Consider the following 22483-nt stretch of genomic DNA (forward strand, 5'->3'; position numbering starts at 1 on the left):
ATAAGGAGAATCCTAGGGGTCACAACGGCGTGTCATCGAGTCATTGCCCGTTTGATCTGGAGAATGACCCCTCATTTGAGTGGCTACCCTTCAGACTGCTTGCCACTCGAACGAGTTGCGCCCGCTCCGGCGGCTGCCTTCACACCACCGCCCTTTCCCTCCCCATTTCCGCCGGGCGTCTCGAACGATTCCAGGGCCTCCAGGACATCCTGGACGCGGGAGATTTCGGCGTTGATGTCCTCGCGCCGGCGCACCAGGACCTCCAGCTCCCGCTTGCCCTCGTCCACGATCCGGGTGGCCTCCGCCTCGGCCTCGCGACGCATCCGCTCCGCGTCGCGCACCGCCTCGGCCTTCTTGTTCTCGGCCTCCTTGATCAGGCCCTCGGCCTTCTTCACCGCCGAGATCCGGACCTTGCTGGCCTCGCTGTTGGCGTCCGCGACCATCCGGTCGGCCTTCTCCTCGGCCTCCACCTGCTGGGCGGTGGCCTGCGCGATGAGCTTGTCGACCCGCTCGCCGGCGTTCTTCATCGTCTCCGCCGACTCCCGGCGGGCCCGCTCGTGCAGCTCCTCGACCTCGGACTCGATCCGCTGGCGCAGCTCCTCGGCGCGCTCGCGGATACCGGTGGCGTCCCGGCGTGCCTCCTCCAGCAGGGTGTTCGCGTCCGTACGCGCCTTCTCGACCCGCTCGTTGCCTTCGGAGGTCGCCTCCGCGACGAGCCGCTCGGCCTCCGTGCGGGCCGCCCCGACCATCGTGTCGGCCTGCTCCTCGGCGGCGGTGGCCGTCTTGAGCGCCTCCTCCTGGGCCCTGGCGATGAGCTGGTCCGCCTGCTCGGCGGCGTCCCCGCGGCGCTGGGCAGCGTCCTTGCGCGCCTCGTCGAGCAGCCGGTCCGCCGCCTCCTGGGCGTCGGTCCGGGTCCGTTCGGCCGCCGCTTCGGCGTCCTCCTTGATCTTCGCGGACTCGTTGCGGGTGCGGTTGGCGTGCTCCTGCGCGGCGGTGACCGTCTCGGCTGCCTCCGCCCGCAGCCGGTCCGCCTCCGCGGTGGCCGTCGCGACCATCCGGTCCGCCAGCTCCCGGGCATCGGCCCGGGTACGGTCCGCGTCCCGCTCGGCGTCCGCGGTCGTCTCCGCCGCGTCGGTGCGCAGCCGCTCCGCCTCGGTCGCGGCCTCCGACATCAGCTGGTCGGCCTGTTCCGCGGCGTCCGAACGCGTCTTGTTCGCCGCCTCGCGCGCCTGGTCGCCGGTGCGCTCCGCGTCCAGCCGGGCGCGCTCCAGCACCTCGGCCGCCTCGGTGCGCAGCCGCTCCGCCGTCTGTGCCGCCTCCGACACCAGCGACTGCGCCTGCTGCTCGCCCTCCGCGCGCATCGCGTCGGCGGCCGCCTGGGCCTCCTGGACGATGCGGTCGGCGTCGTCCTGCGCCGAAGACGTCAGCTCGGTGGCCTCGGTGACGATCCGTTCGGCCTCGGTACGGGCCTCGGTGATCAGCCGGTCGGCCTGCTCCGCGGCCTCCGAACGCATCCGGTTCGCGTCGTCGCGCGCCTCCGCACGGGCCCGCGCCGCGTCCTGCTCGCCCGACGCCAGCGCGTCCGAGGCGTCCGTGCGCAGCTGCTGGGCCTTCGCGGTGGCGTCCGCGACCAGCTTCTCGGCCTGCGCACTCGCCTCCGACACCAGCCGGTCGGCCTGCTCGGCGGCCTCGGTGCGGGCCGTGTTGGCGTCCCGGCGGGCCTCGTCGAGAATCCCGGCCGCCTCGGCGCGCAGCCCCTCGGCCTCCTCGATGGCCTCGGAAACCGCCCGCTCCGCCAGGGACTTCGCGTCGTCCCGGGCCTCCTGCGCTTCCCGGCGTACGCGTACGGCCTCCTCGGAGGCGCGCTCGCGCTCCTCGTACGCCTCCTTGCGGAGCCGGTCCGCCTCGTCCTGCGCCTCGGCCTTCGTCCGCTCCGCGGCGTGCTCGGCCGCCGAACGCAGCCCGGCGATCTCCTCACCGGCCTGCTCGTGCAGCCCCGCGACCGAGTCCCGCACCTGCTGCGCGGTCTGCTCGGCCGCCGCCATCAGCTCGCCGGCCCGCCGGTCGGCGTCCTCGACCAGCCGCTCGGCCTCCTCCTGCGCCTCGCCGACCCGGGTACGGGCCGCCGCCAGCAGCTCCTCGCTCTGCTCGCGCGCCGCGGTGCGCTCCTGGTGGGCCTCCTCGCGGGCCTCGCCCAGCAGCTGCTCGGCCTCCCGGCGCCGCCGCGCGGCCTCCTCCTGGGCCGCGGCCAGCGCCTGCGCCGCCTCGGTACCCGTGCGCTCCGCGGCCGTCGCCGCCTCCGCACGCACCCGGTCCGCGGTCTCCTGCGCCTCCGCCTTCAGCCGCTCCGCCTCGGCCGTCGCCTCGGCGCGCAGCCCGGCCGCCGCCGCCTCGGCCTCGCCGCGCGCGGCCGTCGCATCCGCAGCGGCCTCCGTGCGCAGCCGCTCGGCCTCCTCCTCGGCCTGCTGCTCCAGCGTCCGGCGCCGCTCCGCCGACTCCGACTTGAGACGAGCCGCCTCTTCCTGGGTCTCCCGGCGCAGCCCCTCCGCCTCCGCGCGGGCGTCGCGCAGCCGCTGCTCGGCGGCGGTGACCTTCTCCTCCGCCTCGGTGCGCAGCCGGTCCAGCTCGGCCTGCGCCTCGGCGCGCCGGTCCTGGGCGGCCTGCTCGGCCTCGGCCCGCAGCCGTGCGGCGGACTCCTCCGCCTCGGTGGTGACCATCTCCGCGGCCTGGGCGCCCTCGGTGAGCAGCTCCTCGGCCTCCGAGCGGGCCCGCTCCAGGGCCTCCTCGGCCTGCCGGCGCAGCGCCGTGGCCCGTTCGATGGCCTCCGTCCGCACCCGCTCGCTCTCCGCGACGGCGCCCGAACGGGTCTCCTCGGCATCGTTCTTGGCCTTGCCCAGCAGCTCCTCGGCGGACCCTGCCGCCTCCTCGATCTGCTGGACCGCCTCCCGGCGGGCCTCGCTGCGGATCCGCTCGCCCTCGGCGACCGCGTCCGCCCGCAGCTGCTCGGCCTCCCCGCGCAGCCGCCGCGCCTCCTCCTGGAGTTCGACGGTCTTGGCGCGGTACTCCTTGGTGTCGTCCTTCGCCGCGCCCTTGAGCTGCGCGACGCTGTCATGCGCCTCTTCCCGCAGCCGGTCCGCCTCGGACTCGGCCTCCTTGCGCAGCCGTTCGGCCTCCTCCGCCGCCGCCTTGATGGTGGCCTTGGCGTCCTCCGACGCCTTGGTCAGCACCTCCTCGGCGGTGCGGGCGGCCTTCGCCAGCTGCGCCGCGGAGTCCTCGGCCGCCTGCGACCGGGCGCTGTCCTGCGCCTCGGCGATCAGCCGTTCGGCCTCCGTGGCGGCGTCGGCCCGCAGCTGCTCGGCCTCGGCCTTGAGCGCCTCGGCCTCCTTGGTGGCCTCCCCGACCAGCCGGGCGATCTCCGCCTTGGCCGTACGGGTGCGCTGCTCGTTGTCCGACTCGACCGCCGACAGCCGCTTGGAGGCGGCCTGCTGCGCCTCCTCGACCAGCTTCTCCGCCTCGGCACGCGCCTCGCGCAGCGCCGTGTCGGCCTCCTGGATGCGGGTCTCGGCGGTGCGGGTGAGCTCCGCGGCCTGCCGGCGCGCCTCCTCCGACTCGCTGCCGACGCTGGTGCGCAGCTGCTCGGCCTGGTCGGTGGCCTCCTGGGCCTGGCTGGAGGCGGCGTTCAGCAGCCGCTCGGCGTCCGTACGCGCCCGGCGCAGGATGGATTCCGCTTCGGCGCGGGCCTGCTCCGCCTCGGAGCCGAGCCGCTCACGGGCGCGTTCGGCCAGGCGCTGGGCCTCGGCCCGCGCGGCCGCCAGCGCCTGCTCGGCCTCCGCCCGGGACTCCTCCATCAGCCGGCGGGCCTGCGACTCCGTACGGGCGCGCAGCTGTTCGGCCCAGGCGACGTTCTCGTTGACGTGCGATTCGACGGTCTGCCGGCGCTCGTTGAGCTCCTCGTCGAGCCGCTGGCGGCGGGTGACCGCCTCGGCGTGCAGCTCGGCCTCCAGCCGGGACTGCCGCTCGGCCTGCTCCTGCAGCAGCCGCTGGGTCTGTGCCCGTGCCTCGCGCAGCTCGCGCTCGGCGTCCGTACGCAGTTGGTCCGCCTGGATCTGCGCATTGCGCAGCAGCTGCTCGGCCTGATGACTGACGTTGTCGTAGGCAGGACGGGTCGCGAGGTTGCGGCGCGCCTCATGGAGCTTGGCGCGCAGCACCTCGACCTGATAGCCGAGGTCGTCGGCGTGCTGGACGGCCTTGTCCCGCTCGCTCTTCAGCCGCTCCATCTCGGCCTCGAACTGCGAGAGGTGGTCGTCAGCCTCGTAGCGGTCGTTGCCCCGCACTGCGCGGTCCCATCCGTCCCCTGGTCATGGTGGCGGCCGTCTCCGGATTCTGCAGCGCTCGTCCCGTACACGTCACGTCGTACGGACTCGCGCCCCTCGGAGCTGACCCTTCCGAAGAAATGGTGTCAGATCATCGGCAGGGTATGGACCGAGCCCCACTCCCTTACCCCGGCCGAAGCTGCACTCTACCGGCCGGGGAAGGCAAAGGTCAGTGCTCTTCCGCCGCAGGGGGCGCCGCGGTGACAAGTTCGGTCAGCACGCCGTGGCAGTCCTTGGGGTGCAGGAAGGTGATCCGCGACCCCATCGAACCCGTCCTGGGCTCGTCGTACAGGACCCGTACGCCCTTGCCGCGGATGGCCTCGGAGTCGCCGTCCACGTCCGCGGTGCCGAAGGCGATGTGATGGACGCCCTCGCCGTTCTTGGCAAGCCACTTGCCCACCGCGGAGTCCTCGCGGGTGGGCTCCAGAAGCTGGAGATACGAGGCACCGCCGTCCGAGGTCTCATTGATCTTGAGCATGGCTTCCCGGACTCCCTGCTCCTCGTTGACCTCGGAGTGGAACACCTCGAAGCCGTACGTGGCACGGTAGAACTCGACAGTCTTGTCGAGGTCGAAACAGGCGATCCCGATGTGGTCGATTCGCGTCAGCATGGCTCCAGTGCACCCCTCGCATGGCTGGTTACGCAACGTGCGCGCGATCACACCTGCTTCCCGGTGACCTGGCGCGTACCGCTCAGTACATTGACGAGAACCCTCGTTAACTTCCCTGCAAAGGAAGGCCGCACCGCATGTCTGCAACGAACGGCACCAACGGCAGCACCTCAGTGATCGTGGCGGGAGCGCGCACCCCCATGGGCCGGCTCCTGGGATCCCTGCGGACCTTCTCCGGCGCGGATCTGGGCGGCGTCGCCATCAAGGCGGCACTGGACCGGGCGGGCATCGGCGGCGATCAAGTGCAGTACGTGATCATGGGCCAGGTCCTGCAGGCCGGGGCAGGGCAGATCCCGGCACGTCAGGCGGCCGTCAAGGCCGGCATCCCGATGAGCGTCCCCGCCCTGACCATCAACAAGGTCTGTCTCTCCGGCCTCGACGCCATCGCCCTGGCCGACCAGCTCATCCGCGCCGGTGAGTTCGACGTCGTCGTCGCCGGCGGCCAGGAGTCCATGAGCAACGCCCCGCACCTGCTTCCGAAGTCCCGCGAGGGCTACAAGTACGGCGCCGTCGAGATGCTCGACGCGATGGCGCACGACGGCCTCACGGACGCCTTCGAGAACATCGCCATGGGCGAGTCGACCGAGAAGCACAACACCCGTTTGGGCATCGCCCGACCGGAGCAGGACGAGGTCGCCGCGCGCTCCCACCAGCGGGCCGCCGCCGCCCAGAAGAACGGGCTCTTCGAGGCCGAGATCACCCCCGTGGAGATCCCGCAGCGCAAGGGCGAGCCGGTCGTCTTCAGCAAGGACGAGGGCATCCGCGGCGAGACCACCGCCGAGTCGCTCGGCAAGCTGCGCCCGGCCTTCGCCAAGGACGGCACGATCACCGCCGGCAGCTCCTCGCAGATCTCCGACGGTGCCGCCGCGGTCGTCGTCATGAGCAAGGCCAAGGCCGAGGAGCTCGGCCTGGAATGGATCGCGGAGATCGGTGCCCACGGCAATGTCGCCGGCCCGGACAACTCGCTCCAGTCCCAGCCCTCCAACGCCATCAACCACGCGCTGAAGAAGGACGGCCTCGCCGTCGGCGATCTTGACCTGATCGAGATCAACGAGGCGTTCGCGGCCGTTGCCGTGCAGTCGGTGAAGGACCTCGGAGTGTCGCCGGAAAAGGTGAATGTCAACGGCGGCGCGATTGCGCTGGGTCACCCGATCGGGATGTCCGGCGCCCGCATCGTGCTGCATCTGGCGCTGGAGCTGCGCCGGCGGGGCGGTGGCGTGGGTGCCGCCGCGCTGTGCGGGGGCGGCGGCCAGGGCGACGCGCTGATCATCCGCGTTCCGGGTAAGTAACCGACGAGCTCGTACGCCCCGGCGCGTACGAGCGGGCGATTCGCGTACGAGCGAGCCGAAGGAGCCGAGCGGCGATGGTGGACGTCCCCCAGCTGGTGGAACAGGCACGGCAGGGCCGGCCCAGGGCCGTGGCCCGGCTGATCTCCCTCGTGGAGGGGGCGTCGCCGGAGCTGCGCGAGGTGATGGCTGCCCTGGCGCCGCTCACCGGCAACGCGTATGTGGTCGGGCTGACCGGCTCGCCCGGCGTGGGGAAGTCCACCACCACTTCCGCGCTGGTGTCGGCCTATCGCAAGACCGGCAAGCGGGTCGGGGTGCTCGCCGTCGATCCGTCCTCGCCGTTCTCCGGGGGCGCGCTGCTCGGCGACCGGGTACGGATGAGCGAGCACGCGTCCGATCCCGGCGTCTACATCCGTTCGATGGCCACCCGCGGCCACCTCGGCGGGCTCGCCTGGGCGGCGCCGCAGGCGATCCGGGTGCTGGACGCGGCGGGGTGCGACGTGGTCCTCGTCGAGACGGTCGGCGTCGGGCAGTCCGAGGTGGAGATCGCCTCGCAGGCCGATACGAGCGTGGTGCTGCTCGCGCCCGGCATGGGCGACGGGATCCAGGCGGCCAAGGCCGGAATCCTGGAGATCGGTGACGTCTACGTGGTCAACAAGGCGGACCGCGACGGGGCCGATGCCACCGCCCGTGAGCTCAACCACATGCTGGGGCTGGGGGAGTCCCGGGCGCCCGGGGACTGGCGGCCGCCGATCGTCAAGACCGTTGCGGCGCGGGGCGAGGGCGTGGACGAGGTCGTCGAGGCGCTGGAGAAGCATCGGGCCTGGATGGAGGAGCGGGGGGTGCTGGCCGAGCGGCGCCGGGCGCGGGCGGCCCATGAGGTCGAGACGATCGCCGTTACGGCTCTGCGGGAGCGGATCGGGGATCTGCGGGGGGACCGGCGGCTGGATGCGTTGGCCGAGCGGATCGTTTCCGGGGAGATGGATCCGTATCGGGCGGCGGATACGTTGGTGGATGGGTTGACGAATGGGGACTGAGCCTGTGCCCGTCCGGGTGGGGTAGGCCTGGTGCCCGGCTCGCTGGTGCGGGTGGTGTGTTGCCGTTTGGCCGGTGGGGCTGGGGTCTTGCGGGGTTCGTGATTGCCGGTGGGGCCGGAGGGGACGCACCGGGTTACGGGAGCCACAACGGCACGGCCCCCGTCCACATGAGGGGGGCGGGGGCCGTGCCGAGCGGGGCTGTGGGTGTCAGTCGTCCGAGCCGTCGTTGTCGTCGTTGTCGTGGTCCTGCGACGGCGTTGCGCTCGGCTTGCCCGACTGCGGGTCGACCAGGAACGTGTGCTCCTTGCCGTCCTTGGTGATCGTCTCCACCTCCCAGGTGGCCTTGGCCCCGTGGTCGTCGTCCAGCTCGACGGAGGTCACCGTGCCGTGGGGGGCCGCGGTACGGGCGGCGTCCGCTGCGGTGGTCCGGGCGTTCTGGGCGGCGCGCTGCTGGGCGCGGTCGTCTTGGTCGCCGCGGTCGAGGTGCTGGTTCAGTACCCGGGCGGTGCCGGCGTCGAGGGTGAGTTCGTGCTGCTTGCCGTCCTTGCCGAGTACCTCCGCGTCCCAGACCAGACCGGGGCGGTCCGCGTCCAGGTCGAGGGCGGTCACGGTGCCGGGGACGGCCTTGAGGGCGGCGGCCGCGGCGTCCGGTGCGGTCACCTTGGCGGCGTTCGCCTCGCGGAGGTCCCCCTGGCCGTCGGCGTCGTCCGCCATGGGGATGCTCGACCGGCCGTCCCGCACCTGGGCGGTGGACGCCGCCGTGTGGCGGGCGGTCTGCTGTGCCGAGGACTGGGCGCTGCCGGAGGCGCTGTCGCTGTTGGCCGCGACGGCGGTCACCGTGCCGCCCGCGATGAGGGCGGCTGCGGCGGCGGTGGCGATGATGAGGTGGCGCTTCATGTCGTTTCTTCCCTTGCGATCGACTGTGCCCACACCGTGACGGATCGAAGCTGAAGGGGAGCTGAAGCAGTCTGAAGGGGGCTTCAGGTTCCGGATGGCAGGGTGGGGCGCATGCATCCGCCCGTATCGCGCCACGCCCATCCCGGCGCCGCACGCCGCCCGTTCCGGCTCCTGATCGTCGAGGACGAGAAGCGGCTGGCGCTGTCGCTGGCCAAAGGCCTGATGGCCGAGGGATACGCGGTCGACGTGGTGCACGACGGTCTGGAGGGGCTGCAGCGGGCGGGCGAGGGCGGCTACGACCTGGTCGTGCTCGACATCATGTTGCCGGGGATGAACGGGTACCGGGTGTGCGGGGCGCTGCGTGCCGCCGGGCACGAGATGCCGGTGCTGATGCTGACCGCCAAGGACGGTGAGTACGACGAGGCCGAGGGCCTGGACACCGGCGCCGACGACTATCTGACCAAGCCATTCTCTTACGTGGTGCTGGTGGCGCGGGTGAAGGCGCTGCTGCGCCGGCGCGGCCGGAGTGCCGAGCCGGTGCTGCGGGTGGGGTCGCTCGCCGTCGACCAGGGGGCGCGGCGGGTCGAGCGGGACGGGGCCGATGTGGTGCTGACGGCCAAGGAGTTCGCCGTGCTGGAGCAGTTGGCGCTGCGGGCGGGCGAGGTGATCTCCAAGGCGGAGATTCTGGAGCATGTCTGGGACTTCGCCTACGAAGGCGATGTCAACATCATCGAGGTGTATGTGAGTGCGCTGCGGCGCAAGCTCGGCGCCGGCCACATCGTGACGGTGCGCGGCGCGGGATACCGGCTGGTGTCCGATGGGTAGGGCGCTGGGCTCCGTACGGGCCAGGGCGGCGGCGGGCGCGACCGTGGTGGTGGCCCTGGCGCTGGTCGCCGCGGGGACGGCCGTACTGCTGGTGCTGCAGAGCCAGCTGCAGAACCAGGCGGGGCTGCAGGCCGAGGTCGCGGCGCGGGACGTGGCCGGCCAGATCGCGACGGGGACGCCGTACGACAAGCTGGACCTGCCGGATGGCGAGGATCGTCCGGTGGTGGTCACGGGCGGCGATGGGCGGGTGCTGGCCGTCGGTGAGGACGTGCGGGCAGTGGACGGGAAGTCCGTGGGGAAGGGGGCGGGGGGCTCCGGGCCGGGACGGTCGGCGGACGCTGAGGATGGCGACGACGGCGACGGCGGGCGCGGGCTCAGGCCCGGTGAGATCGATGACGATGTCGACATCCGGGATGGGAGTGCCGACGTCGACGGGAACGTGGCCGGCTACCGGTTCGCGGCGGTCGAGGCCAAGGACAGCCGTGGGGCGGAGGCGACGGTGCGGGCGGGGGCGGCGCTGGCGCCGGAGGAGGATGTCGTCGCGTCGGTGCGCGACGCGATGCTGATCGGGCTGCCGCTGCTGCTCGTGGTGGTGGCGGGGGTGACCTGGCTGGTGACCCGGCGGGCGCTGCGGCCGGTGGAGGGGATCCGCGGGGAGATGGCCGCGATCACGGCGAGTACGGATCTGAGCCGGCGGGTGCCGGTGCCGTCGTCGCGGGACGAGATCGGCCGGCTGGCGCGTACCACCAACGAGACGCTGGCGGCGCTGGAGCTGTCCGTGGAGCGGCAGCGGCGGTTCGTCGCCGATGCCTCGCACGAGCTGCGCAGCCCGATCGCGAGTCTGCGCACCCAGCTCGAAGTGGCGGTGGCGCATCCGGAATTGCTGGATGTGCCGGGTGCGGTGGTGGACACCGTGCGGCTGCAGCGGCTGGCGGCGGATCTGCTGCTGCTGGCCCGGCTGGATGCGGGAGAGCGGCCGACGGACACCCGGGTCGAGCTGGCGGCGATGGTGCGCGAGGAGACCTCGCAGCGGGTCGCGGACCGGGTTCCGGTGCAGATCGGGGAGCTGGCGGGCGGGGAAGTGGCCGGGTCGCGCAGTCAGTTGGCGCGGGTGCTGGGGAATCTGCTGGACAACGCGCAGCGGCATGCCGCCGGGTCCGTACGGGTGGCCGTGGCGCGTGAGGGGGAGGAAGTGGCGCTGCGGGTCGAGGACGACGGGCCCGGGGTGCCGGAGGGCGAGCGGGAGCGGATCTTCGAGCGGTTCGTGCGGCTCGACGACGCACGGGCGCGGGACGACGGCGGGGCGGGGCTGGGGCTGGCCATCGCGCGGGACGTCGCGGTGCGGCACGGCGGCTCGCTGGCCGTGCGCACGGGGTCGGTGTTCGAGCTGCGGCTGCCGGTGGCCGGGTGAGTCAGGGCGTGGCGTCGCGGCCCCGGGGTGATCCGAAAGACACGCCCTGGCCCGGCCGGTCGGCCTCGGCCCGCTCAGGGGGCCGAGGCCGACCGGTCAGACGCCGCCGCGCTCCGTGCGGAGGTGTTCGGCCACGGGGGTGAGCGAGGCGCGCAGTGCCTGGAGGTCCTCGGCCGAGAACAGGTCGATGAAGTGCTTGCGGACCGATGCGACATGGTGCGGGGCGACCCGGCGCATGGTGTCCCAGCCTTCCTCGGTGAGCACGGCGTACAGGCCACGGCGGTCCGACTCGCAGCTCTCGCGGCGCACCAGTCCGGCGTTCTCCATCCGGGTGATCTGGTGGGAGAGACGGCTCTTGGACTGCAGGGTGCTGGCGGCCAGGTCGCTCATCCGGAGCCGGCGGTCCTCGGCCTCGGACAGGTTGACCAGGATCTCGTAGTCGTTGTTCGTCAGGCCGAACGGTTGCAGGTCGCGCTCGAGTTGGTGCATCAGCAGTCTGCTGACGTCCAGATGAGTGCGCCAGGCACGCTGCTCCTGGTCGGTCAGCCAGGGGGTGTCGCTGTCGGTCGTCATGGAGGAATTCTACCCGTAAATGTTGAATACTGAATTAAATGGGAGGGGGGTGACTTCGGCCGGCGGGGGCCGGATGTTGGTCAGACGTTCGAGGTCACCGTCCGCAGAGTACCGCTCACAGCCCGAAGCGGCGCTGGAGGCTCCCGAGGTTGCCGGGCAACTGGGGCAGTTGTGAGCCACTTTGCGGGACGTGTCCGCCCCCGCCCGGAACGCCCGCTTCGGTGGGTACTGCCCCGGTTGCCAGTTCTGGCATCAGCTGCTCCGTCGACTGCAGCAGTACCGTGCCGGCGCCGACGAACTCGAATTGGTGCTCCTCGCCGGAGGCCCCGCCGATGCCGGTGTGCGCCCGCAGCCCGCCCAGGAATCCCCGCAGGTACTGATGGTCGTAGTGGTGGCACGGGGACGGGCAGTCCGCCCAGCCGACGAGCGCCTGCGGGTCCACCCGGATCGGCGGCTCCATGAAGACCACCGGGCCGTTGGACGCGGCCACGAACTTGCCCGTACCGATGAGGGTGAGAAAGCCCGGGATGATGGACTGCTTCAGCGACAGAGATGGCTGAAATGCGAGCAGGTTGCCCGAGCGAATCGTCAGATTGCCGTCCTCGAGATCGAAGGAATTCACATCGAAGGCACGGTCCGCGAGCAGCATTTTTCCGCGGCCCTCGGCGACGACCCAGTCCGCGGCGTGCAGTGGCGAATGGAAACTGCCGGCGATCAGACGGTCCAGGCGGCCGTGTCCGATGCCGTGGAAGTCGATCTGCCCGTAGTAGGCGATCATCTTCCCCTTCTGCAGGAACCACTGGCCGTTCAGATCGACGCTGAAGGTGTAGGCGTTGACGTTGTCGTCGGCGGGGAGGGAGGAGACGTCGTGGATGACGGGACCGGTCACAGCTTTTCCTCCGACGCCTGGACGTAGACGGTGCCCTGGCCCGAGAGCTCCAGTTGGAAGGCCTCGCCCGAGCCGCGGCCGACCATGTCGCGCCAGCCGAGCGCCGTGGACAGTTTGTTGCGGACGTCGCCGCTGTGGGCGACATAGGCCTGCGGGTCGACATGGACCGGGCGCTGGGGCGTGATCGGCAGTTCGATGACGCCGCCGTGCGCCATCACCGCGACCGAGCCGACGCCCTTGAGGGTCGTGGTGAACAAGCCCTGGCCGGTGACCTGGCCGCGCACCATGCCCATCACCCCGCCCTGGGAGCCCATGAACATCGTGCCCTGGTGCAGCGAGCCGTCGAAGGCCAGCAGCCGGTCGGCCTCGACGTAGAGCGTCTCGCCGGTCAGGTCGATGACGTGCACGTGATGGCCGCCGTGGCCGAACATGACGGTACCGGTGCCCTCGACGGTCATCAGGGGGGTGGCTTCACCGGCGATCCGGCGGCCGATCATGGAGCCGACACCGCCCTGGCCGCCCTGGATGTTCGGGGTGAAGGAGACCTCGCCGCGGTAGGCGAGCATCGCGCCGCGCTGGCTGAAGAGCCGCTGGCCCGGGCCGATCCGGGCCTCCACCATGCGGGAGTTGAGCGCTGTGAACGGCATCAGATCTCACCGCCCACGGTGTTGCGCTCGCTGGGCTGGACGTAGACCAGACCCTCGCCCTCGAAGCGGATCTGGAAGGCCTCGCCGGAGCCCTCCCCGAGGAAGGTGCGGAAATTCACTCCGGACTGGAAGTGCTGGCGCAGGTCGCCGGTGTGGGCCACATATGCGCCCGGGTCGACCTGGAGGGGGGACTGCTTGGTGACCCGCAGCACCACGGCGGGCCCGTCCGAGATGATCGCCGCCTGGCCGCTGCCTTCGACGGTGGTGGTGAACAGGCCGTGGCCCTGGGAGGCGCCGCGCAGGCCGGTGAAGGTGGTGCCCGTACGCAGCGCGGCGTCCGTGCACAGCAGGTTGTCGGCCTCGACGTACAGCTTCTCGCCCTGGAGCCGGACGAGGTTGATCTCGCTGGCGCGGTCCGCGAAGTAGCAGGTGCCGTGGCCCTTCACCTCCATCACGGCCATCTGCTCACCCGTGAGCCGCCGGGTGACCATGCCGCGCAGGCCCTCGCCGCCGCCGGTCATCTTCTTGAACGACATCTGGCCGTCGTACGCGACCATCACACCGTTTTTCGCCTTGACGGCGTCGCCCGTCATGTCGACGGCGAGCACCTTGCTCCCCTGGAGCCGAAACTGAGCCACGCGTCAGACGGTAGTCGGCGCCGGCCGCCCGCGGCAGGCCCCGTGACCCTGACTTCGCCCTGATCTCCGGGCGGTGCGCGTCGGGGGCGCCGACGGCCACCAACCCCCGGCGCGGTGATCGCCGGGGCGGCTGTAACAATGGTGCGAAGCTTGTGAACTCTTGCACAAGCGCGCCCGCCCGTCGCCCGACCTCCACCCCCGGAAGACGGCGCTGCGCGCCGACCGCCCATCTGCCACCCGAACGAGGTTCCCGTGGACATCAAGACCGCTGCCGCCCTGCACCGACTGCGCCTGGCCTCCGTCCCGGAGGCCATCTCCTTCCCGGCGCTGCTGATCTTCGGCACCGGCTTCCGCCTGGCCTTCGACTACGACTCCCTGGTGATGCCGCTCGGCATGATCCACGGCCTGCTCTTCATCACCTACCTGGTGCTGTTGCTGGACGTGTGGAACCGCACCAAGTGGCCCGTCAAGCGCGTCGCCTTCTTCTTCGTGCTGGCGATCGTGCCGTTCGGCGGCCTCTACGGGGACCGGGTCCTCAAGCGTGAGGAGGAGGCCGGCGTGATCGCGGCCCGCGCCCGCAAGGAAGGCGTGCTGAACGCATGATCGTCGCCTTCTCCGTGAGCCCGCTGGGCGTCGGCGAGGACGTCGGTGAGTACGTCGCCGACGCGGTCCGGGTCGTCCGCGAGTCGGGTCTGCCGCACCGTACGGACGCGATGTTCACCTCCATCGAGGGGGAGTGGGACGAGGTCATGGACGTCGTCAAGCGCGCGGTGGCGGCCGTCGAGGCCCGCTCCGCGCGGGTCTCGCTGGTGCTCAAGGCCGATATCCGGCCCGGTGTCACGGACGGACTGACGTCGAAGGTGGAGACCGTCGAGCGCTATCTCGCCGACGGCGACGCCTCCTGACCACACCTCAGCCGCCCGCCGCCAGCGTGATCCCCAGCGGCGTGCGCTCGTAGTGCACCTGGTGTCCGTGCCGGCGCGAGGTCAGCAGCCCGGCGTCGCGCAGCACGGACAGATGCCCCGAGACGGAGGACGCCGCCAGGCCGAGGCGGTGGGCCAGGTCCGTCGTGGTCGAGGGTGTGTCGAGGGCGGCCAGTACGGCGGCGCGGTTCGCCCCCAGCAGCCGCGCCAGCGCCGGGCCGGTCTCCGGCTCGGTCCACAGCCCGCCGATGCCGCGCGCCGGATAGATGACGGTGGGCTGCCACGGCGGGTCGAACCCGCTGACCACGTCCGGCCAGACGAAGACGCTGGGCAGCAGCAGGACCCCGCGGCCGTCCAGATCCTGCATCTGGACGAAGTCGGTACGGGTGCGGACGGTGAGGGTGTCGCCCGACCAGGACAGCCGCGGATGCAGATCGGCGAACAGCCGCTGGAGTCCGCCGCCCGCCAACTGGCGTGACCGATAGGCGATCTCGGCCTCCAGCAGCGCCCGCAGCCGGGGCCAGTCCGGGGCGAGCAGCGCCCGCCAGGCCCGTTCGGTGACCTCGGCCAGCTCACGGACCGCCCGTGCCGGGTCCGCCAGCACCGCCCGGCCCCGCGCCGAAGCCGCGGCCTCCGGGCGGCCCGCCAGCGACTTGGCCATCTCGGCGCGGGCCAGGGCCGGATCGGTGGCACGCAGCCGGGCCAGCTCCTCGTCGAAGCCCGCCATCGGGGTGTCCGGTGGACGGCCCAGGAAGTCGGGGGTGTATCCCGGGGGCGATGACGGCATGAAGAGCCACAGCGGTGCCAGGTCCAAGCCGGCCAGGGTCCGGCGCATCCGGCGCAGCCACGGGGCGTGATAGCCGTGCCGGTCGGTGCGGCGCAGAGTGCGGACGGCCTCATGGGTCTCGCACAGCGGCGAGACGGCGAACCGGACGCGGAGAAAATCGTCGGCCCCGAAGTGGAGGTTCACCGGCATGGCTGGGCTCGCTCCCCTCCCGGACCCAGGATTCGGCTGGAGCCGAAAGAGTACGGGGCGCGGGCGGCCTCCGGCAGGCTGCGGGCATGCCTTCGCCCTCCGGGCCCGCGCCGTCGGGCCCCACCCCCGCCTGCCCTGACGGCGCCCGTGCCGCGGGCGGAGCCCCGCGCGCCGACGAGGTCCGCCCGGCCGGGTACCGCGCCGTCTTCGCCGTCCACGAATTCCGGTACGTCTTCGCCGCGCATCTGCTGTCCTCGCTCGGCGTGGTCGTCTGCGAGCTCGCGCTGTCCGTACTGGTCTTCCGGATCACCGCGTCGCCACTGCTCAGCGCGCTGACCTTTGCGCTGGGGCTGCTGCCGTACGCGGTCGGCGGGACGCTGCTGTCGGCGGTCGCCGACCGGTGCCCGGCCCGGCGGGTACTGGTCGTCTGCGATCTGCTGTGTGCGCTGGCGGCGGCCGGGATGGTGCTGCCGGGCACACCGGTCGCGGTCCTGCTGGCGCTGCGCTGTGTGCTCGCCGCCATCGCGCCGGTCTTCGCCGGTACCCGGGCCGCGACGCTGGGCGAGACCCTCGGCGAGGGGGAGCTCTTCGTACTGGGGCGCTCGGTGATCCGCCTGGTGAACCAGGGCGCACAGCTCGCCGGGTTCGCGGCGGGCGGTCTGCTGCTCGCCGCGGTGACCCCGCGGGCGGTGCTCGCGCTCACCGCGGGCACGTTCCTCGCCTCGGCCCTGCTGCTGCGGCTGGGGACCCGGGCGCGGCCGGCCCGCCACGGGGTGCGGGGCGCCGGGCGCGGTGCGCTGCTGAGGGCCTCGCTGGGCGGTGTCCGGCGGCTGCTGGCCGACCGCCGGGTGCGGGCGCTGCTGATGCTGACGTGGCTGCCGCCGGCGTTCGTCGTCGTCCCGGAGGCGCTGCTGGTCCCCTACTCCGGCCTGCTGGGGGCGGGACCGGCCGGGACGGGGCTGCTGCTGTGCAGCATGCCCGTCGGTGCGGTGGTCGCGGAGAGCCTGGTGGGCGCGTTCCTCGGGCCGCGGGCCCGGGCCCGGCTGACCTTCCCCATGGGCGTCTTCGCCGTCCTGCCCTCCCTCGGGTTCGCCGCGCGGCCCTCGCTCGGCTGGGCGGTGCTGCTGCTGGTGCTGACCGGCACCGGGATCTCGTACAACTTCGGCGTCGACCGCTGGTTCGTCGCCGCGGTCCCCGAGGAGCTGCTGGGCCAGGCGATGACGGTGATGCAGGCGGGGCGGATGACCGTGATGGGGCTCGCGATGGGGCTGGCCGGGGTGGCCGCGGAGTGGGCGCCCCTGCGGGTCGTGATGCCGGCCGCGGGAGTCGTGGGGACGGTCTGCGTACTGGCGGTGATCTGCGAAGTATGGCGTACGGCGCCGGGGCCGGACCGCGCGTCCGCCGGGCCGGTGCGCGGAGCGGCCGAGCCGGCGGCCGGGACGGAAAAATGAGACGCGCCTGACCACGATGTGGCCGCCCGGTAGGGTCGGATGCGTGCCGAAGCCGCTCAGCCTTGCCTTCGATCCCATCGCGCGCGCCGACGAACTGTGGCGGCAGCGATGGGGTGCCGTGCCGTCGATGGCCGCCATCACCTCGATCATGCGCGCCCATCAGATCCTGCTGTCCGAGGTGGACGCGGTGGTCAAGCCGTACGGGCTGACCTTCGCCCGGTACGAGGCGCTGGTGCTGCTGACCTTCTCCAAGGCCGGTGAGCTGCCGATGTCCAAGATCGGCGAGCGGCTCATGGTGCATCCGACCTCGGTGACCAACACCGTCGACCGCCTGGTGAAGTCCGGGCTCGTCGCCAAGCGGCCCAACCCGAACGACGGACGGGGCACGCTCGCCACCATCACCGAAAAGGGCCGTGAGGTGTGTGACGCGGCGACCCGCGAGCTGATGGCGATGGACTTCGGGCTCGGGACGTACGACGACGAGGAGTGCGCGGAGATCTTCGCGCTGCTGCGGCCGCTGCGGGTGGCGGCGGCCGACTTCAAGGACGAGTGACCCGCTGCCCGTTTCCCAGGGGGCGGCGAAGATCGCCCCGGAACCGGTGGTTACGCTCGGGGCATGAAGCGAAGCGTCCTGACCCGCTACCGGGCGATGGCCTACGTCACCGCCGTGATGCTGCTCGTGCTCTGCACCTGCATGGTGTTCAAGTACGGCTTCGGGATGGGGAAGGACCTCACCCTGGTCGTCTCCCAGATCCACGGCGTGCTCTACATCGTCTACCTCATCTTCGCCTTCGACCTGGGCTCCAAGGCCAAGTGGAAGTTCGGCAAGCTGCTGTGGGTGCTGATCGCCGGCACGATCCCCACCGCCGCGTTCTTCGTCGAGCGCCAGGTGGTCCGCGAGATCGAGCCGCTGCTCGCCGCCGAGACGCCGGAGCCGGTGAAGGTCTGACGGCGGCCCGCCCCTGCTGAACGGGGGCCCGCCTCTACTGACGGGGCGCGCCCCTTCTGACGGGGCCCGCCCCTGCTGACGCGCCTGTCCCCCGAGGACGGGCGCGTTTTCCGTATCCCCGGTGCGTCCGGCGCTTCCGGTGAGACTGGTTACGGAAAGTGACAAGAGTGACGCATGCGGCGACTTGACCCCGCTCCCGTCGACAAGTACTAGGACGTCCTAGTAAATTCGAGGTATGGACGCTGACGCGATCGATGAGGGCCGCCGCCGCTGGCAGGCTCGGTACGACTCCGCCCGTAAGCGGGACGCGGACTTCACCACGCTCTCGGGCGATCCCGTCGAGCCGGTGTACGGGCCCCGGCCGGGCGATGCGGTCGAGGGGTTCGAGCGGATCGGGTGGCCGGGCGAGTACCCCTTCACGCGGGGGCTGTACGCGACCGGCTACCGCGGGCGGACCTGGACGATCCGCCAGTTCGCCGGCTTCGGCAATGCCGAGCAGACCAACGAGCGCTACAAAATGATCCTCAAGGCCGGTGGCGGCGGCCTCTCCGTGGCCTTCGACATGCCGACCCTGATGGGACGGGACTCCGACGACCCGCGGTCGCTCGGCGAGGTCGGCCACTGCGGCGTCGCCATCGACTCCGCCGCCGACATGGAGGTCCTCTTCAAGGACATCCCGCTCGGTGACGTCACGACCTCGATGACGATCTCCGGCCCGGCCGTCCCGGTCTTCTGCATGTACCTCGTCGCCGCCGAGCGCCAGGGCGTCGACCCGGCCGTCCTCAACGGCACGCTTCAGACGGACATCTTCAAGGAGTACATCGCGCAGAAGGAGTGGCTCTTCCAGCCCGAGCCGCATCTGCGGCTGATCGGCGACCTGATGGAGCACTGCGCGCACGGCATTCCCGCGTACAAGCCGCTCTCGGTCTCCGGTTACCACATCCGCGAGGCGGGCGCGACGGCCGCGCAGGAGCTGGCGTACACGCTGGCCGACGGCTTCGGCTATGTGGAGCTGGGCCTCTCGCGCGGCCTGGACGTCAACACCTTCGCCCCCGGCCTGTCCTTCTTCTTCGACGCGCATCTCGACTTCTTCGAGGAGATCGCCAAGTTCCGGGCGGCGCGCAGGATCTGGGCCCGCTGGATGCGCGACGTGTACGGCGCGACGAGCGAGAAGGCGCAGTGGCTGCGCTTCCACACCCAGACCGCCGGCGTCTCGCTGACCGCCCAGCAGCCGTACAACAACGTCGTACGCACCGCCGTCGAGGCCCTGGCGGCCGTGCTCGGCGGCACCAACTCGCTGCACACCAACGCCCTGGACGAGACCCTGGCGCTGCCGAGCGAGCAGGCCGCGGAGATCGCGCTGCGCACCCAGCAGGTGCTGATGGAGGAGACCGGCGTCGCCAATGTCGCCGACCCGCTGGGCGGTTCGTGGTTCATCGAGTCGCTGACCGACCGGATCGAGGCGGACGCCGAGAAGATCTTCGAGCAGATCAAGGAGCGCGGCCGGCGGGCGGTCCCGACCGGCGAGCACCCGATCGGCCCGATGACCTCCGGCATCCTGCGCGGCATCGAGGACGGCTGGTTCACCGGAGAGATCGCCGAATCCGCCTTCCGCTACCAGCAGGCGCTGGAGAAGGGCGAGAAGAAGGTCGTCGGTGTCAACTGCCACCACGGCTCGGTCACCGGCGATCTGGAGATCCTGCGGGTCAGCCACGAGGTCGAGCGCGAGCAGGTGCGGGTGCTCGCGTCCCGCAAGGCGGCGCGCGACGAGGCCCGGGTGCAGGCCGCACTGAAGGCGATGCTGGACGCCGCCCGCGACGGCGGCAACATGATCGAGCCGATGCTGGACGCCGTACGGGCCGAGGCGACGCTCGGCGAGATCTGCGGGGTGCTGCGGGACGAGTGGGGGGTCTACACCGAGCCGGCCGGGTTCTGAGCTCTGAGCACTGAACTCTGGTTCGTGGGGCGGGGCCGTCGCGCTGACGGCCCCGCCTTCCCCGCGTCTCAGCTGCCGGAAGTGTGGGCGTAGCCGCGGACCGGGGGCCTGGCTGGCGGGAGGAGCGGCGCCGGCTCAGCCGGACAGGGAGGACGCGAGCACGGGACTGAGGGCCATGCCGACGAGGGCCACTGCCGCGATGGTGATCACGACCGGGCGGGTCGCCGTGCCCTTGGTCGTACGCCAGGTTTCCTTCAGGGTCATGCCGTTTTTGTCGAGGCGCGTGATGAACCAGAAGAGCACAAAGGCGTCAGCGAGAAGCGCCGCGAAGCCGATGAGGAACTGCTTCGTGGCCTCGCGGGGGTTGTTCAGCAAGACGGAAGCGCCGGTCCGCTGAGTCGAAAATTGATTCCCCTTGGGGTACGCCTTTTCCAAATCGCTCATAAAGGAATTGTCGTCGATCGCGATCTTGTTGTCGGTCGGGCGGAATGTCCCGGTGCAGGTGTAGCTGTGTGAAGTTGAACCGCTGACGTGCCCCTTCTTGCCGGAAGTGCTGTGATGGGTGACGAGACGGCACTCCCTGACCGTGAATGTTCCATGTGTGCCCACAACGCCCGTCTGGGTCAGCCCCAACCAGAGGCAAAGGCAACTCACCGCCACCAGCATCACGATGGAGAGCAAGTGGAGGAACCGGCCCCACAGTCTCTTCACTTGGGCTACGCGTCCAGACTGGGACATGGCGGATATTTCCTTTTCTATTCGCTTCGGGGAGTCGGGGAAGCCGCTGTTGGGGTTTCCGTCGCGGAACGGGTGACGCGCCGAATGTGGAGATGATCTTCACGTCCCTCCCACTCGGCGGCCGCGGCCATCAATTACCGTACGCCATAGGACTTATGCAATCCTTGCGAGATCCGTACGCATTCTTGTTCAACTCGCGTGAACGCAGATCAAGGGGGACCCGTGGCAGGCGCCGGGTACGACGTGGATCCAGCCGTCCTCAAGGCGCAGGGCGGTGCCTTCAAGGACATTGGTTCCGATTTCAGCGCCGCTGCCAAGAAGTTGGCGGCCACGCTCAAAGAGGCCGAGGACTGGGGCGACGACGATCTCATCAAGTATTTTATGGACGTCTACTCGCCGGTGAGTGCCGGTCTCGTCGAGTCGATGCCCGCCCTCGGTGAAGGTCTCTCCACGATCGGGGAAAAGCTGGAGGCGACGGGCGAGCATTACGCAACCACCGAGCGGGATCAGCACGATCACCTCGCCAAGTACGCGGCGAGCCGTCCCAAAATCGCGAATTGACGTCGAATCAGCTCGGGACGCCCCCATATACACCCCATACACCGACGAAAATTCGCTTCCGGGGGAGTGAGTCATAGTGGCCACCATCATGCTGCCTGTCGAGGTCGACTGGGTCCTCGATCTGTTGGGCTTCCAATGGCCCAATATCGATGAGGACAAGATGCGTGACGCGGCTGAGGCCTGGAGTAACTTCGCCGCCTCCGTTCGTTCGGCCCAGCAGCAGGGCGACGGCGCTGCCGGCACGGTGCGCGGCGCCAACACCGGAGACGCGATCGAGGCGTTCGACAACAAGTGGAAGAAGTTCTCCGGCGACGGCTTCCTCGATGAGTCCGCCGAGGCCGCCGAAGCGCTCGCCATCGTGCTCCAAATTGTGGCCACGATCATCATGGTGATGAAGCTCGCGGTGATTGCCCAACTCATCGCGTTGGCCTTTGAGTTCGCGGCGGCCCAGGCTGCCGCGCCGGTCACACTGGGGGCCTCCGAGGCCGGGGCGGCCGCCGCCACGGCGACGACCAGGGTCATGGTCCGCCAGATCATCAGCAAGGCGAAGACCCAGATCCTCCAGGCCATCAAGGACGCCCTCGCCCAGAAGGTGAAGCGGTCGGGCAAGGAGATGGTGACCGACCTCGCCAAGGAAATGGGCATCGACGTCGGCAAGAAGCTCGTCGGGAACCTCGCCACGCAGGGGATCAAGAGCCACTTCGGGGCGCAGAAGGGGTTCGACTTCGGGGCTGCGGGTGAGGCCGCGGCCAAGCCCTTTGTCGACAAGGGGAAAGAGGTCGTCGACGCCTACCACGGTATGGGCGAGGCCAAGGACGGTCTCGGAAAGATGGCGCACGGCGATGTCCTCGAGGGCGCCAAGCAGGCCTACGAGGGGGAGCAGAAGGTCGCCAAGGTCGCCAAGACCGTCCGCGGCGTCACCCACAAGGACGCTGAGCCGACCACCTCGGGTGACGGTACGTCGTCGGAAGGCGGCGACGACGGCTCGTCCGAGGGCGGCTCCGGCTCCTCGTCGTCCTCCTCCTCGTCCGAGGGTGGCTCCGCCAGCTCGTCCGAGGGCGGGGCGCAAGGCTCGTCCAGCAGCGGGTCCGGCGGCTCGTCCGAAGGCGGCTCCAGCGGATCCTCCGAAGGCGGCTCCGGCGGCTCGTCCTCCTCCGGCAGCGGCTCCGACGACTCGAACTCGTCGTCCGCCGCGTCCGGGGGCGGAGCTGCCAGGTCCCGCGCCGAGAGCAACACCAACACCGACAACGACGGCGGCCAGGACGAGGCCGCACGCGTCCGCAACGCATTCGGCTGACGCAGACCCGCACCGTCCGACAGGAGCCCTGACCCATGGCCAGCAACAACGCCTTCACCCACCCCGGCGACCGCGAATACCCCATCGAGGAGAGGGACCTCGCCGAGGAGCAGAACGAGCACCTCACCTCCGCTCTGCGCGCCGTGCGCGACAACCCCAATGCTCCCTCCGAACTCCAGGACATCGCCCGCAAGATGCTCGGTGGCCGGGTCGAGCTGAAGGACGTGCTGGACGACCCGTCCGGCTACCGGGCGCTGACCGACGGCATCTCCGGGATGCGGGAGAGCTGGCGGTCGATGTCGCCGCAGGACCGGCAGGCGGTCCGGGCGAAGGTCGAGGAGAAGGCAGCGGAAGCGGAGGCCGAGGGGGTCGGCGCCGCGTACCGGCCCCGTGAAGCGTGACGGCG

General features: G+C 71.0%; 22 protein-coding genes. 13 read left to right on the forward strand and 9 right to left on the reverse strand.

All coding sequences use genetic code 11. The annotated features are described in order from the left end of the window. Positions 1-83: 83 nt before the first annotated feature. Positions 84-4334 (reverse strand): polarized growth protein Scy, encoded by a 4251-nt coding sequence (gene scy / locus BKA18_RS24960; protein WP_366045498.1) that lies wholly within the window; start codon positions 4332-4334, stop codon positions 84-86. 208 nt (positions 4335-4542) lie between these two features. Next, entirely contained in the window at positions 4543-4983 is a 441-nt protein-coding gene (gene mce / locus BKA18_RS24965) for a methylmalonyl-CoA epimerase (RefSeq protein WP_006603065.1), read from the reverse strand. A 173-nt stretch (positions 4984-5156) separates the two neighbouring features. Here mce and BKA18_RS24970 point away from each other — a divergent pair, with 173 nt between their 5' ends. Both BKA18_RS24970 and meaB read left to right on the forward strand, forming a co-directional pair. Then, entirely contained in the window at positions 5157-6332 is a 1176-nt protein-coding gene (locus BKA18_RS24970) for an acetyl-CoA C-acetyltransferase (protein ID WP_366045620.1), read from the forward strand. Positions 6333-6406: 74 nt separating this feature from the next. After that, entirely contained in the window at positions 6407-7366 is a 960-nt protein-coding gene (gene meaB / locus BKA18_RS24975; RefSeq protein ID WP_366045497.1) for a methylmalonyl Co-A mutase-associated GTPase MeaB, read from the forward strand. A gap of 207 nt (positions 7367-7573) precedes the next feature. Here meaB and BKA18_RS24980 read toward each other — a convergent pair whose 3' ends face one another. Beyond that, entirely contained in the window at positions 7574-8263 is a 690-nt protein-coding gene (locus BKA18_RS24980) for a PepSY domain-containing protein (RefSeq protein WP_366045496.1), read from the reverse strand. 111 nt (positions 8264-8374) lie between these two features. Between BKA18_RS24980 and BKA18_RS24985 the strand changes: the two genes are divergently transcribed. Next, positions 8375-9088, forward strand: a complete 714-nt coding sequence (locus BKA18_RS24985) for a response regulator transcription factor (protein ID WP_366045495.1) — start codon at positions 8375-8377, stop codon at positions 9086-9088. Next, positions 9081-10499, forward strand: coding sequence for a sensor histidine kinase (locus BKA18_RS24990; RefSeq protein ID WP_429638613.1), 1419 nt, complete (start codon positions 9081-9083; stop codon positions 10497-10499). Before BKA18_RS24985 ends, BKA18_RS24990 begins: the two co-directional genes overlap by 8 nt. Positions 10500-10595: 96 nt before the next feature. On the opposite strand, the gene BKA18_RS24995 is transcribed toward BKA18_RS24990, so the two are convergent. The 4 genes from BKA18_RS24995 to BKA18_RS25010 form a co-directional block, all read right to left on the reverse strand. Beyond that, positions 10596-11072: a MarR family winged helix-turn-helix transcriptional regulator gene (locus BKA18_RS24995; RefSeq protein WP_006603059.1), complete on the reverse strand. Its 477-nt coding sequence runs from the start codon at positions 11070-11072 to the stop codon at positions 10596-10598. Between the two features lie 115 nt (positions 11073-11187). Then, positions 11188-11961: an AIM24 family protein gene (locus tag BKA18_RS25000; RefSeq protein WP_096212618.1), complete on the reverse strand. Its 774-nt coding sequence runs from the start codon at positions 11959-11961 to the stop codon at positions 11188-11190. Beyond that, positions 11958-12608, reverse strand: a complete 651-nt coding sequence (locus BKA18_RS25005) for an AIM24 family protein (RefSeq protein WP_366045494.1) — start codon at positions 12606-12608, stop codon at positions 11958-11960. The genes BKA18_RS25000 and BKA18_RS25005 overlap by 4 nt, the downstream gene beginning before the upstream one ends. Next, positions 12608-13246, reverse strand: coding sequence for an AIM24 family protein (locus tag BKA18_RS25010; protein WP_078568613.1), 639 nt, complete (start codon positions 13244-13246; stop codon positions 12608-12610). The genes BKA18_RS25005 and BKA18_RS25010 overlap by 1 nt, the downstream gene beginning before the upstream one ends. A gap of 252 nt (positions 13247-13498) precedes the next feature. Between BKA18_RS25010 and BKA18_RS25015 the strand changes: the two genes are divergently transcribed. Further along, the gene (locus BKA18_RS25015; protein ID WP_006603055.1) at positions 13499-13849 is read left to right on the forward strand and encodes a DUF3817 domain-containing protein; all 351 of its coding nucleotides are present in this window, start codon (positions 13499-13501) and stop codon (positions 13847-13849) included. Beyond that, positions 13846-14151 (forward strand): MTH1187 family thiamine-binding protein, encoded by a 306-nt coding sequence (locus tag BKA18_RS25020; protein WP_006603054.1) that lies wholly within the window; start codon positions 13846-13848, stop codon positions 14149-14151. Before BKA18_RS25015 ends, BKA18_RS25020 begins: the two co-directional genes overlap by 4 nt. A 7-nt stretch (positions 14152-14158) precedes the next feature. On the opposite strand, the gene BKA18_RS25025 is transcribed toward BKA18_RS25020, so the two are convergent. After that, complete coding sequence (locus BKA18_RS25025; protein WP_366045493.1) at positions 14159-15145, reverse strand: ArsR/SmtB family transcription factor; 987 nt, start codon at positions 15143-15145, stop codon at positions 14159-14161. Positions 15146-15231: 86 nt separating this feature from the next. On the opposite strand from BKA18_RS25025, the gene BKA18_RS25030 reads away from it, so the two are divergent. The 4 genes from BKA18_RS25030 to icmA all read left to right on the forward strand — a co-directional run bounded on the left by BKA18_RS25030 (position 15232) and on the right by icmA (position 19481). Continuing rightward, complete coding sequence (locus BKA18_RS25030) at positions 15232-16596, forward strand: MFS transporter (protein WP_366045492.1); 1365 nt, start codon at positions 15232-15234, stop codon at positions 16594-16596. Positions 16597-16639: 43 nt separating this feature from the next. Next, complete coding sequence (locus tag BKA18_RS25035) at positions 16640-17149, forward strand: MarR family winged helix-turn-helix transcriptional regulator (protein WP_359360388.1); 510 nt, start codon at positions 16640-16642, stop codon at positions 17147-17149. A gap of 63 nt (positions 17150-17212) precedes the next feature. Next, positions 17213-17545, forward strand: coding sequence for a DUF3817 domain-containing protein (locus BKA18_RS25040; protein WP_006603050.1), 333 nt, complete (start codon positions 17213-17215; stop codon positions 17543-17545). A 235-nt stretch (positions 17546-17780) separates the two neighbouring features. After that, positions 17781-19481: a coenzyme B12-dependent isobutyryl-CoA mutase large subunit gene (icmA, locus tag BKA18_RS25045; RefSeq protein ID WP_366045491.1), complete on the forward strand. Its 1701-nt coding sequence runs from the start codon at positions 17781-17783 to the stop codon at positions 19479-19481. 135 nt (positions 19482-19616) lie between these two features. Here icmA and BKA18_RS25050 read toward each other — a convergent pair whose 3' ends face one another. After that, positions 19617-20219, reverse strand: coding sequence for a hypothetical protein (locus tag BKA18_RS25050; RefSeq protein ID WP_006603048.1), 603 nt, complete (start codon positions 20217-20219; stop codon positions 19617-19619). Between the two features lie 222 nt (positions 20220-20441). Here BKA18_RS25050 and BKA18_RS25055 point away from each other — a divergent pair, with 222 nt between their 5' ends. The 3 genes from BKA18_RS25055 to BKA18_RS25065 all read left to right on the forward strand — a co-directional run bounded on the left by BKA18_RS25055 (position 20442) and on the right by BKA18_RS25065 (position 22478). Beyond that, entirely contained in the window at positions 20442-20780 is a 339-nt protein-coding gene (locus BKA18_RS25055; RefSeq protein ID WP_366045490.1) for a DUF2563 family protein, read from the forward strand. A 76-nt stretch (positions 20781-20856) separates the two neighbouring features. Further along, the gene (locus tag BKA18_RS25060) at positions 20857-22077 is read left to right on the forward strand and encodes a WXG100-like domain-containing protein (protein WP_366045489.1); all 1221 of its coding nucleotides are present in this window, start codon (positions 20857-20859) and stop codon (positions 22075-22077) included. 35 nt (positions 22078-22112) lie between these two features. Beyond that, positions 22113-22478 carry a hypothetical protein gene (locus tag BKA18_RS25065; RefSeq protein WP_366045488.1) on the forward strand — a complete coding sequence of 122 codons (366 nt, stop codon included), beginning with the start codon at positions 22113-22115 and terminating at the stop codon, positions 22476-22478. Positions 22479-22483: the final 5 nt, after the last annotated feature.

Origin of the sequence: Streptomyces auratus (assembly GCF_050433025.1) — a bacterium.
Classification (GTDB): domain Bacteria; phylum Actinomycetota; class Actinomycetes; order Streptomycetales; family Streptomycetaceae; genus Streptomyces; species Streptomyces sioyaensis.